This window comes from Gordonia amicalis (genome assembly GCF_022059885.1).
Classification (GTDB): domain Bacteria; phylum Actinomycetota; class Actinomycetes; order Mycobacteriales; family Mycobacteriaceae; genus Gordonia; species Gordonia amicalis.
On the sequence record NZ_CP091855.1, the window covers coordinates 1,739,397 to 1,751,037 of the forward strand.

Here is an 11,641-nt window from a genome sequence, read left to right on the forward strand (position 1 = left end):
CCATGCACGAACCCACGACGGGTCAGTCGATCTCGGAGTCCGACGTGCGAATCCACGGGGACGCGCCGGCCAGGGCCCAGCGGATCATCCGCACGAAAGACGCGGTGAAACGTCTACTCGCCGCGGGGACCGCCGTCGAACCGGCCGATCGTTACTCGGTGGTCGCGGTTCTCGGGCAGTCGAATGCGCATGGTGCCGGAATGGCCGGGGTCGATGCGCTTCCCACCCAGCCGGATCGTCGGGTCCACCAGTGGCCGGGATGCGGCCGGCGGCGCGGGCGGATACTGCAGGCCGAGGACCCGCTGCTCCACGAGATCCCCGGTGCCGGGGCCGGATTCGCGACGACGTTCGGTTCCCTGCTGGCCGACCACACCGGTGAGGCAGTGCTGCTGGTCCCGTCGGCTCGCGGCGACACGTCGTTCCATCAGAAGAACGGGTACAGCTGGGACCCGGCGAACCGGTCCGTGCGCGTCAATCTGTACGACCTCGCCGTCCGGCAGATCGGCAACGCTCTCACCGCCGCGGGCGCCGGTTCACGACTCGCGGCGATCCTCTGGCATCAGGGCGAGAGCGATGTCCCGCTGACGCCACCCGACGTCTATCAGGACCGGCTCGACACGTTGATCCGCGGTCTCCGTGACCATTTCGGGGTGGTGCCGTTCATCCTCGGCCAGATGGTGCCCGAGGAGATCGCCACGGGACATCCGCGGTACCCGGGTATCGCGGATGTCCACGCGACCACACCCGACCGGCACGCGGCATGTGCCCACGTACCGGGGCCGGAGGGCATGCACAACCCGGGGGAGACCATCCATTACAGCGCTGCCGGACAGCGCGAGCTGGGACGCGCGATGTTCGAGGCCTATCGGGATCTTGCCGGCCCTTCCCGCAACGAGTGATCGCCACTTCGGTCTCCGAATCGCGGGGTGGAGAACGCAATTCCGGGCCGAAGTGGCGACCGTTCCGGGCGGCGGGTGCCCGGGGCTCAGTACGCTCCGTCCTTCGCGACGACTGCTCGTGCGGTGCGCCACAAGATGGTCAGGTCCTGCATGATGGTCCAGTTCTCCACATAGGAGAGGTCCAGCCGGACCGACTCCTCCCACGACAGGTCCGAGCGCCCGGACACCTGCCACAGTCCCGTCATCCCGGGTTTGACGAGCATCCGCCGTGCGACGCGACCGTCGTACTTCGCGACCTCGTCGGGCAACGGCGGACGCGGACCCACGAGGCTCATCTGGCCCGTGAGAACGTTGAACAACTGGGGGAGTTCGTCGAGGCTGAAGGCGCGGATCACCCTGCCGACCCGGGTGACCCGCGGATCGTCGCGGACCTTGAACAGCAGGCCCGCGCCGTCGTCCCGGTCGCCGAGCCGGTCCCTCATGCGGTCGGCGCCGGCGATCATGGACCGGAACTTCCACATGCGGAAGTTCCTGTTGCCCAGCCCGACCCGGTCGGCCCGATAGAAGACCGGGAAGCCGGAGTCGACGACCACCGCGACCGCAACCGCCAGGAACACGGGTGCCAGTGCCAGCAGGAGAACCGCTGCGCCACAGCGATCGAGAGCGGCCTTGCGGAACCGAGTGGCCGATTCGTAACGCGGGTGATCGATGTGCAGCAGTGGCAGCCCGGCGACCGGACGCACCATCATCCGGGGACCGGTCACATCCGTGACACCTGGTGCGACCACCATGTCGACGTCGAGTCCGTGCAGATTCCACGACAGGTCCTGCATCGCCTGATGCCCCAGGGCGTCAGCCGAGGTGACCGCAACGGTGGTCGCCCCCGACGCCCCGACGGCGGCGAGGACGTCGTCGAAATCTCCGAGGACCGGGATCGCCACCCCGTCGACGTCGATGTCGGTGTCCGTACCACGATGCCCGGGCGGTAGGCACGCGCCGACGACCTGGTATCCCAGTGGGGCGGCGGCCGCCAGTCGCCGGACGGTCGGCCGCACCGACTCCACACCGCCGACCATCAGTACCGACTCACGGTGCCGCCCGGAGACCCGTGCCCGTGCGAGGAGACGGCGGAAGATGTTCCGGCTCAGCAACAGTCCGATGGTTCCCATCGGCAGGGCCAGCGCCAGGTAACCGCGGGCGATGTTCAGTCCGCCCAGGAGATCGACGATCGCCAGTCCGCCGAACACCGCGAAGCATGCGGTGACGACGCGGCTGTACTCCTGCGGACCGGATCCCAGGATCCGGCGGTCGTAGGTCTGGAAGGCGGCGATCGCGACCATCCAGACGGCGACCAGGACCGCGGACACCAGGATCGACGGGAGGTGGACCGCCGCGGCCGAGTGGAGGGCACCGCTGGGACCGAACCGGAGTCGTTGCGCCAGTGCCACCGACGCGACCACCACGACCAGGTCGGTGTACCGGAGGGCTCTCGTGTACCTCGGGACCCAGGACCGTGAGCGGAACTGCCGGCGACGCACCGACATCAGGCGTCGGGCTCCGCCGGGGAATCCGGAACCGGGATCTCCCGGGACCGTGTCGCGGGCCGAGGTCATGCGATTGCCGCTCGCCGGGGTTGGTCCGCGCCGAGGAGGGCGAGGTCGTGCCGGACCATGGCCTCGACCACCTCGGTGAATCCGGTCCTGGGCCGCCAGCCGAACTCATCGCGGATCCTGCGTGGATCGCCCACCAGATCGACGCCGTCCGCCGCCCGGACGAACGACGGATCGGTCGTCACGAGGTGTTCCCACTCCGGAATCCCGGCCACCTCGAAGGCGGTGGCGACGAACTCACCGACACTGTGGGATTCGCCGGTCGCCACCACGTAGTCGTCGTTGGCCCGGTTCACGGCGAGGGTGATCATCGCGGACACATGATCGCCCGCCCACCCCCAGTCCCGGCGTGCATCGAGGTTGCCCAGGACGAGTGGTTCGGTGCTGCCGACCGCGATCGCCGCGACTCCGGCGGTGATCTTCCGGGTCACGAAACGAGTGGAACGCAGCGGGGACTCGTGTGGATAGAGGATGGCGTTGGCGACCTGCAATCCCTTCGACCTCGCCACCCCGGCCATGGTGTGGCCGTACGCTTTCGCCGCCCCGTAGGGAGACGCCGGCGCGATCGGCGTGGTCTCGTCCTGGGGCGTGATCGTGGATCCCGCGAAGATCTCGGCGCTGGAGGCGTTGACGACATGGACACGGTGTCCGAGGTCGGTGAGTGCGGACGCCGCCTCGAGGATCGCGACGGTCGACATCGCGGTCACCCGGGCGGTCGTCAGCGGATCGTGCCAGCTCTCCGACACCGAGGACACGGCGCCGAGGTGGAAGATGTGGTCGGGTGCGTGGTCGGTGATCACGCGGCGCGTCGATTCCGGGTCGGCGAGGTCGACCGGACTCATCACCACATTGCCACCGGACGAGCGACCCACCGCTCGGCCCGGTCGTACGACGGCGACGACATCCCAACCCAGCGTGACCAATTCCTCGATCAGCAGGTGCCCGTCCTGCCCGTTCGCGCCGGTGACAAGGGCACGTGGCGGGGTCATGCGACCTTGCCGGCCAGCTTCTTCGACTCGGTGTCGAGATCGGCCTCGACCATCATCGTGATCAGCTCGGCGAAACCGACCTCGGGCTTCCAGCCGAGGAGCTCACGTGCCTTGGTGCTGTCGCCGATGAGGAGATCGACCTCGGCGGGACGGAAGAAGCGGGGATCGATGCGGACCAGATGATCCCACCGGTCGATGCCCACGACCCCGAACGCGACGTCGAGCAACTCCCGGATGGAATGGGTCTCGCCGGTCGAGATGACGTAGTCGTCGGCGATGTCCTGCTGGAGCATCAACCACATCGCGCGGACGTAGTCACCGGCGAATCCCCAGTCGCGCTGCGCATCGAGGTTCCCGAGGGCGATGGAGTCGTCGATGCCGAGGGCGATGCGGGCGACCGCCTGGGTGACCTTGCGGGTGACGAACTCGGGGCCGCGACGCGGCGACTCGTGGTTGAACAGGATTCCGGAACTTGCGTGCATCCCGTAGGACTCGCGGTAGTTGATCGTCATGTAGTGGCCGAAGACCTTGCTCACGCCGTAGGGCGAGCGCGGCCACAGCAGCGTGGACTCGCGCTGGGGGACCTCCTGCACCTTCCCGAACATCTCGGAGCTGGACGCCTGGTAGTAGCGGATGTCCTTGCCCGTCGTATCCTGATGGAGCCGAACCGCTTCCAGCATGTTCAGTACGCCCGTACCGGTCACATCGCTCGTGAGTCGGGCGTTCTGCCACGAGTAGGCGACGAAGGAGACCGCGCCGAGGTTGTACACCTCATCCGGATTCGCGTAGGTCATGGCCCGCATCAGGCTGGACAGATCGAGCAGATTGCCGCTCACGATGTCGACGTACGGATGTGATTCGGCGAGGCGGGCTGCCTTCGGATTGTTCTGTCCCCGAACGAGTCCCACGACCCGATAACCCTTCGCATGCAGGAGTTCGGCGAGGTAGAGGCCGTCCTGCCCGGTGATACCGGTGATCAACGCAGATTTCATCGACAATTTCTCCCAGCGCGAGGTGAACGACATCGATGTCGTGTCACCGACTTTCGAACACGCACTGATTCCCCGACCAGAGCATGTAAAACCTGCGAACACAGCCGGTTCGGAATCCGCCACCCATATGGGTCCCCGAACTTGGCGGTACTCTCTGCGCCATGACAATACGATCATCCGGGCAATTCCGCCTTTCGAGAACCCACTTCCTCTCCGCCTTTGTGGTGAGCATCTCTCTGGTGCTCGGACTCGTCATCGGCGGGAGCGTGTCGGGTTCGGCGAAAGCGGCTCCCGACACCTCGAGCTGGTTCGGTTCCGGGAGTGCGGCCGGCCCCACCGATGCGGCGGTGCCCGTCACCACGGCCGGATTCGGCTTCGCCGGCGGCGCGGGTCTGCTGTGGCTTAACGATTCCGACCTCGGTCGTGAGCTGGACGCGGTCAAGCGGACCAAGGCGACCTGGCTGCGTGTGACGATCGACTGGAATGCGATCGAGACGACCAGGAACTCCTACAACTGGTCCACCCCCGACCGGATCATCAACGCCGCACGGGCCCGCGGTCTCAAGGTCCTGGCCAATGTGGTGTCGTCGCCGCCGTGGTCGCGTCCGGTGGGGTCCTTCTTCACCGCCCCGCCCACCGAGAACGCCGATCTGGCCGCCTTCCTGAAGAAGTTCATCGCCCGCTACGGCAGCAAGGTCACCAACTACCAGATTTGGAACGAGCCGAACCTGCCCATCTTCTTCGGGTGGACCGTCGACGCCGCGCGATACACCTCCCTGTTGAAGGCCGCCTACAGCGCCATCAAGTCGACGCAGTGGGGCTCCACCGTCATCGCCGCAGGTCTGGCCCGTTCCGGCGGCTGGAACTCGCCGCCGAACTTCGTCACGGCCATGTACAACGCCGGTGCCAAGGGCAGCTTCGACGCCCTTGCGATGCACCCGTACGTGTTCCCCGGCGGCCTGTACGCCAATCCGGAGAACGCCGTCACCGACGTCCCGGCGGTACGCAACCTGATGATCGCGCGCGGCGACGGTGCGAAGAAGATCTGGTTCACCGAGCTCGGCGCTCCGACCGGCACCGCAGCCGACGCCGTCTCGGAATGGGAACAGGCGAAGCAGATCACGGACGTCATGAGCTTCGCCGTCTCCGCCGGATTCGTGGGCCCCACATTCATCTACAGCATCCGTGACAACGGGCCCGACCCGGCTGATCGTGAACAGAACTTCGGTGCCGTCTACAAACACGACTGGACCCCGAAATACGCTGCAGGCGTGCTGGGAGCGGCCTGACCCGCCGCCTGAAGGAGGCACGATCTCGCGCCCGCTCCGCGTTGGCAAGCTCACATACACCGAGCACGCCGCGCGGAGTGGGCGTTTCCACATTACGATTCTTCTCGAGCGGGCATCGGGGTCCGCACGAGTGCGTGCACTCGTATTCACGAGAATTCTTCTCGAAATCAGTCGGGGGAGAAGTGGTTCTGTGGTGCACATGATGGATGCTGGGATCGTCGTGGACAAAGTGCCGAGAGTGGCCATCGCTCACGACTATCTGACTCAGCGGGGCGGGGCGGAACGGGTCGTGTTGTCCCTCAGCAGGGCATTTCCGGATGCCCCGATCTACACGCTGTTGTACGAGCCGGATCAGACCTACGACGAGTTCCGCGGCAAGACGATCATCACCTCACCCGTGAATCGTGTTGCGGCACTGCGGACCGATCACCGCTCCGCGCTGCCCGTGTTGCCGTTCGCCGCGTCGCGGATGCGGATCGACGCCGACGTCGTGGTGGTGAGTTCGAGCGGCTGGGCGCACGGCTTCGACACCACCGGCTACCGGCTCGTCTACTGCTATTCGCCTGCTCGCTGGCTTTACCAGACCGATGTCTACCTCGGCGAATCATCCAGTGCGATCAAGAGACTCGCGATCAGGATGCTCGGCCCCGCACTCCGTCGCTGGGACCGCGCCGCCGCACTGGGCTGTGACCGCTATCTGGCGATATCGAGTGCGGTCCGCGACCGCATCGCGGCGACGTACGGTCTCGATTCCACGGTGGTCTCGGCTCCGGTGATCCCGCCCCCGGCACCGTCCGGGACGGCAGATGCGCCCGCGGGTGTACCGGTACGCCCGTACCACCTGTGTATCTCACGCCTGTTGGCGTACAAGAACGTCGACGCGGTGATCGATGCCTTCCGGGGTACCGACGAGCACCTGGTGGTCGTGGGCCGCGGACCCGAGGCGGACCGCCTGCGCGCGACCGCGCCCGACAACGTGACGATGCTGTGCGACCTGACCGACGCCGAGATGGGGTGGCTGTACGAGCACTGCACCGCCGTGATCGCCGCCAGCTACGAGGACTACGGTCTCACGCCACTCGAGGGCGGTATGCGGGGCAAACCCTGCGCCGTACTGCGCTGGGGCGGCTTCCTCGACACCATCGCGGAGGGCGTGAACGGCGTGTTCTTCGACGCACCCGACCCGATGAGCATCCGGGCCGCCGTCGCCGAGATCGCCACGCGCGACTGGGATGCCGAACAGATCAAGGCACACGTCGCCCATTTCGGCGAGGAGACATTCATCAAGGAGATCAGGAACCTCGTGTCCGAGGCCGTGGTCACGAGGGGAGCGGAGCGCACGTGAGTACCGAGATGACGACACCGCCGGCGGCCGGACCCGCCGGTCCGACCGTCCCGCAGCGCGCGGATTTCCATCCGCGGTACACCTTCACCGAGATCTCGACGATCGCGAAGGCCAGGAACCGGGTCGGAATCCTGCTGTACAACACCATCGTCACCCACCTCCCGTCGCACACCATCCGGCAGGCGTTCCTTCGTGCGTTCGGCGCGAAGATCGGCAAGGACACGTCGATCCTGCGCGGGTGCCAGGTCTTCGACATCGACCAGATCCGCATCGGGGAGGCCTGCTCCATCGGTTTCCGCGTGCTGTTCGACGCGCGGTCGGGCATCTGCATCGGCGACAACGTGGTGATCGCCAGCGACACCCAGATCATCGCCGGTAAACACGACCCGGCGAGTCCGGAGTTCGCGGCCGTCCTCGAACCGGTCCACATCGGCGACTACGCCTGGATCGCCAGCCGCGCCACCATCGTCAGCGGGGTCAGCATCGGCCGAGGCGCCGTGGTCGCCGCCTGCGCGCTCGTCAGCAAGGACGTCGCCGACCTCGACATCGTCGGCGGTGTTCCGGCCACGACGATCTCCCGGCGGCCCGAGTCGGCGTTGCGGTACCGGCCCAAGTACCGGCCGCTCTTCTACTGATGACGGGGCAGTCGACGCCGGGGACGATCGGGCAACCCGGGACGTCCGGGCTGGACGGGCTGGACGGGGCCCGCGTCATCTATGTCGCCGCCGAGCGGAGCGCGGGCGGGGTCGGGGCGTACTCCGAGGTGTTCGCGGACATGCTGCGGCGGCGGCTCACCGACTTCCACGAGGTCCGGCACCCGCGGCCGGGTACCGACACGGTCACCGACCTGCGCGCGCGACGCCGCGAGATCATCGAACTCATCGACGCCGCAGATGGTCGTCCGGTCGTCGTGCACGGTGAGTTCTCCGGCGGATCGGTCGAATCCTTCTGGCCGACTGCCGGACTCGAACGGATTCGACGCGGCGTCCTGGTCAGTGCGACCGTGCACGATCCGCCTGGTCTCGTGTGGTGGCCGGGACGTGTCGCGTTCCTCGAGCGGCGCAGATTCCTCAACCACGCAGTACATTTCCCGCTCCGGCCGCTATCGCGTGCGATCGAGCGGAGAGTGGTCGGAGCCCGGACACTGTTCGCGATGAGCCACGCCGGGGCGCGGTCGTTGCTGCGCGCCTACCCGGACACCACGGTGCGGCATGCACACATGCCCGTCTGGAGCCGCGGTGAGGTCGTTGCCGCACCGGATCGCCCGAAAGCGGTCGGACTGTTCGGGTTGGTCTATCGCGGAAAGGGTTTCGAGCATGTCGAACGGCTTCGGGGTGTCCTTCCCGACGACATCGCGATCCGGATCGCCGGCCGCGGCACCGAAGCCCTACCCGGCCTCGACGGGGTCGAGATCCTCGGCGGGGTCGACGACGCGGATCTTCCCGCGTACTTCTCCTCCGTCCGAGCGCTCGTCGTGCCCTACGGCACGCGGAGCCTCTACGGTGAGGCGTTCCCCGGATCGAGCGTCGTCTCCGACGCGATCGCACACCTCACTCCGGTCGTGTGTACCGGCCACGGTGCGCTCGGCGAGCTCCGGACCGAGGGAGGTGTCCTCGTCGTCGAGGAGGGCGGACGGACGCACGAGGAAACAGTGGACGCGTTGGCCTCGGCCGCGGCGGAACTCGTCACGTCGCGAGATCGGCTGTCCGCGATGGGGGAGGCGCTGAAGGAGATGCGCGAGGTGCGTGAACCCGACGAGGTCGTCAGAACCTACCTCGACACCTGGGCGAGGGCGTTGTGCCGGGCCTGAGCGGCGCCGCCGAGACCGGTGTGGCCGGCACCGATGAGGCGGCGTCGGCGGTCGACAGCCGACGCCACGTCGTCAAGGCGCTCGCGGCCGCCGGCTGGACCTACGGCGGACGAGCGGCCGGTCTCGGCTGGACCGTCGCTCTCACCTTCCACCTCGGCATCGGCGCCTACGGGCAGTACGCGATGGCCTTCGCACTCGGTGCGATCATCGCGGCCCCACTGGACAATCCGTTCGCGGTGCGTGCCATCCGCGAGGCGGAGGATGCCTTCGCAGCCGAGCGCGTGACCCGGGTCCTGTTGGGGCTCGGTCTGATGGTGGTGGGCGCGCTGTGTCTCGGCGCACCGTATCTGGTGTGGTTCGCACTGTCCGTCGCCGGCGGCGAGATCGTGTTCAATGCGGTCAAGAGCCGCGCACTCCGCGACGGCCACCCCGATCGGGTGATGCGATTCGACACCACACGGCAGTTCGTCAGCATCGCACTCGCGATCGGCTATCTGCAGTTCGCGCCGTCGGCCGACCTCGAGACGGCGAGTTTCTGTTATCTCGCACCGTATGTCGTCATCGCCCTCCATGCCGCGACGTTTGCGCCGCGTACCAGACCGGGGGTCCCCGGCTCGGCGCGCCTCATCGCGATCCTGTTCGGTGAGCATCTCGCGAATGCGCTCTACATGCAGGGCGACATCCTGTTGCTGGGGGCGGTGACGGATTCCGATGTCGCTGGATACTTCGCTATCGCCGCCACGGTCGGATGGGCGGCGGGCCAGGTCGGGATGTCGCTTGCCGGGACCTATCACGAGCAGCTGCGTGCGGCCGATGGCGCGGTGGCGGCGGGGCCGCCGGTGAAGCACGTCGTGATCATGGCGGCGGCGACATCGGCGCTCGTGATGGTGTCCGGGTTCGTGATGCTGGCAACCCCGTACTCACATGAGCTCGCCTGGGCGCTGGTGGTGATCTCGCTGTTCGTCGGGTTGCGCGTGATGAACAACGTGCTGACGACGGTGCTCTACGTGCAGCGTCGTGACGTCGTGCGCAGCGCCGCGGCCGCCGTCCTGGTCCCGGTGAAGCTCGGATCGGTCTGCGCGCTGGCGGTTTTCGGTGCGGTCGGGGCGGCGATCGCATCGGTGGTGACCGACGCGATCCTGTTCGCGATCTATGTTCGGTCGGTGCGGCCCGCGAGGCTCGTCACCCGAGAAGAGGAAACCGCATGACAGGGGTGATCGCATGACGACTGTGACCTTCATGATGGCCAAGGACATCGAACACGACCACGGCGGCGACGTCGCGCTGGCCAGGGTGATCTTCGACATCGCGGCAGAGTCGTTCGACCTGCGTGCGGTGTGTCTGTCCAACCATCTCACCACCGGTGACGCTCCGCGGATCTCGGCCGACGGCAGGGTGATCCGGGTGCCGAAGCCGCCCGTACTGCTCCCGGCGCTCATCGGCAGCAGTCTGCGGACCCGGCGCAGTGTCTGCCACGTCCGTTTCGACACCGACGACCTTGTCCGGACCGTCGACGATCTCGACAGCGACGTCTTCCTCGCCGAGCATTCGTACATGGCCGAGTCCTATCTGCGCTCGACACAGGTCGGTCGCAGCGAGCTGGTGATCAACACGGTCAACTCCGAATCACTGGTGTGGCGACTCACGCGCGGACTCCCGGGAACGGTGGAGGCGAGGCGCATCCTGTCCGATGAGCTCCGGGTGGCCCGCGCTGCGTCGGCGATCGGCACCTACGACCTCGAGGAAGCACAGTTCTACCGGAAGCGCGGGTGCCCGAGTGCTCGCTGGATCGATCTCACCCTGCCGCCCGCGACCCGCGCGGGTGGCGGCCTCGAGATCCCGCGGCTCGTGTACATGGGTACCCGGGACTGGCCACCGAATCAGGAAGGCTTCTTGGAGATCCTGCGACTGTGGCCGCGCATCTCGGACGGTATCCCGGATGCCGAGCTGTGCATCGTCGGCGCTCCCAAGCCGGGCGCGACACCACCGCCGTTGCCCGAGGGCGTCCGGGACGTCGGATTCGTGGAGGACCTCGATGCTTTCCTGGGTACCTGTCGCGCCCTCGTCGCACCCATCAGGACCGGCGGCGGTGTCCGGGTGAAACTGCTCGACGCCGCCAGCCGTGGATTGCCCGTCGTGGGCACCACCGCCGCGATCGGGTCACTCGAACCGGTTTTCGGGCTGACCGCCTACGACGATCCCGACGAATTCGTCGAACGTGCGCGTGCATTCCTCCTGGACGTCGATCTGGCGAGAAAAGAGGGCACACGGATTTTCGAGGCGAATGCCGAACGCTGGGAGCAGCGCATTCCGCACCAGGCTGTGGAAGCGCTGCTGAGTCGAGGACCGGTTCCGGTCGACCATTGACGAGCCGGGCCATGCGATGTCGTCTGCGCGGACCACGGGCATCTGCCCGATATTCGCAACACTTCGCGGTTCATACGAGAACGTGAATTGCGCAAAATGACGAAATCCATTTCGATCTTTTCGGTGATTGTCGACCGGGGAATTCGGCGGTATTCATGCGGTGGCCGATTCGATGTGGGTCCCCCGAGTTGTGAGGCGTCAAGCCGTCCCATAGGCTCTTGGGTATCCGCGCGGCGCAGAATGGCATTCGTCCAGGACACACCGGTGTGACCGTTGTCATTCTGGTGGTCGTGAGCTCGGACGATGCCACCGGAGAACGAAATCGGCGAAGACGTCTCGG

Annotated in this window: 10 protein-coding genes; 7 read left to right on the top strand and 3 right to left on the bottom strand. The window is 66.9% G+C overall.

Going from position 1 to position 11,641, the window contains the following annotated elements; translation table 11 throughout:
• Positions 1 to 2: 2 nt before the first annotated feature.
• On the top strand, positions 3 to 899 hold the full coding sequence (locus IHQ52_RS08065) for a sialate O-acetylesterase (protein WP_006435257.1): 897 nt from the start codon (positions 3 to 5) through the stop codon (positions 897 to 899).
• Positions 900 to 985: 86 nt separating this feature from the next.
• Here IHQ52_RS08065 and IHQ52_RS08070 read toward each other — a convergent pair whose 3' ends face one another.
• The 3 genes from IHQ52_RS08070 to IHQ52_RS08080 are packed head-to-tail and all read right to left on the bottom strand — an operon-like array spanning position 986 to position 4,490.
• The gene (locus IHQ52_RS08070) at positions 986 to 2,512 is read right to left on the bottom strand and encodes a sugar transferase (protein WP_006435258.1); all 1,527 of its coding nucleotides are present in this window, start codon (positions 2,510 to 2,512) and stop codon (positions 986 to 988) included.
• Entirely contained in the window at positions 2,509 to 3,498 is a 990-nt protein-coding gene (locus tag IHQ52_RS08075) for a GDP-mannose 4,6-dehydratase (protein WP_006435259.1), read from the bottom strand. The genes IHQ52_RS08070 and IHQ52_RS08075 overlap by 4 nt, the downstream gene beginning before the upstream one ends.
• Positions 3,495 to 4,490 carry a GDP-mannose 4,6-dehydratase gene (locus IHQ52_RS08080; protein ID WP_006435260.1) on the bottom strand — a complete coding sequence of 332 codons (996 nt, stop codon included), beginning with the start codon at positions 4,488 to 4,490 and terminating at the stop codon, positions 3,495 to 3,497. Before IHQ52_RS08080 ends, IHQ52_RS08075 begins: the two co-directional genes overlap by 4 nt.
• A gap of 221 nt (positions 4,491 to 4,711) precedes the next feature.
• Here IHQ52_RS08080 and IHQ52_RS08085 point away from each other — a divergent pair, with 221 nt between their 5' ends.
• The 6 genes from IHQ52_RS08085 to IHQ52_RS08110 all read left to right on the top strand — a co-directional run bounded on the left by IHQ52_RS08085 (position 4,712) and on the right by IHQ52_RS08110 (position 11,301).
• The gene (locus tag IHQ52_RS08085; RefSeq protein ID WP_024498663.1) at positions 4,712 to 5,779 is read left to right on the top strand and encodes a cellulase family glycosylhydrolase; all 1,068 of its coding nucleotides are present in this window, start codon (positions 4,712 to 4,714) and stop codon (positions 5,777 to 5,779) included.
• A 199-nt stretch (positions 5,780 to 5,978) separates the two neighbouring features.
• Positions 5,979 to 7,124, top strand: coding sequence for a glycosyltransferase (locus tag IHQ52_RS08090; RefSeq protein ID WP_210737933.1), 1,146 nt, complete (start codon positions 5,979 to 5,981; stop codon positions 7,122 to 7,124).
• An 8-nt stretch (positions 7,125 to 7,132) separates the two neighbouring features.
• Entirely contained in the window at positions 7,133 to 7,759 is a 627-nt protein-coding gene (locus IHQ52_RS08095; RefSeq protein ID WP_024498662.1) for an acyltransferase, read from the top strand.
• Positions 7,759 to 8,934: a glycosyltransferase gene (locus tag IHQ52_RS08100; protein ID WP_006435264.1), complete on the top strand. Its 1,176-nt coding sequence runs from the start codon at positions 7,759 to 7,761 to the stop codon at positions 8,932 to 8,934. Before IHQ52_RS08095 ends, IHQ52_RS08100 begins: the two co-directional genes overlap by 1 nt.
• Positions 8,922 to 10,142, top strand: a complete 1,221-nt coding sequence (locus IHQ52_RS08105) for a lipopolysaccharide biosynthesis protein (RefSeq protein WP_006435265.1) — start codon at positions 8,922 to 8,924, stop codon at positions 10,140 to 10,142. The genes IHQ52_RS08100 and IHQ52_RS08105 overlap by 13 nt, the downstream gene beginning before the upstream one ends.
• Positions 10,143 to 10,155: 13 nt before the next feature.
• Entirely contained in the window at positions 10,156 to 11,301 is a 1,146-nt protein-coding gene (locus IHQ52_RS08110) for a glycosyltransferase (RefSeq protein WP_006435266.1), read from the top strand.
• Positions 11,302 to 11,641 lie beyond the last annotated feature (340 nt).

Coding starts and splice junctions, on each gene's coding strand:
- IHQ52_RS08065 (WP_006435257.1), top strand. CDS start 3: ATGCACGAACCCACGACGGGTCAGTCGATCTCGGAGTCCGACGTGCGA.
- IHQ52_RS08070 (WP_006435258.1), bottom strand. CDS start 2,512: ATGACCTCGGCCCGCGACACGGTCCCGGGAGATCCCGGTTCCGGATTC.
- IHQ52_RS08075 (WP_006435259.1), bottom strand. CDS start 3,498: ATGACCCCGCCACGTGCCCTTGTCACCGGCGCGAACGGGCAGGACGGG.
- IHQ52_RS08080 (WP_006435260.1), bottom strand. CDS start 4,490: ATGAAATCTGCGTTGATCACCGGTATCACCGGGCAGGACGGCCTCTAC.
- IHQ52_RS08090 (WP_210737933.1), top strand. CDS start 5,979: ATGATGGATGCTGGGATCGTCGTGGACAAAGTGCCGAGAGTGGCCATC.
- IHQ52_RS08095 (WP_024498662.1), top strand. CDS start 7,133: ATGACGACACCGCCGGCGGCCGGACCCGCCGGTCCGACCGTCCCGCAG.
- IHQ52_RS08100 (WP_006435264.1), top strand. CDS start 7,759: ATGACGGGGCAGTCGACGCCGGGGACGATCGGGCAACCCGGGACGTCC.
- IHQ52_RS08110 (WP_006435266.1), top strand. CDS start 10,156: ATGACGACTGTGACCTTCATGATGGCCAAGGACATCGAACACGACCAC.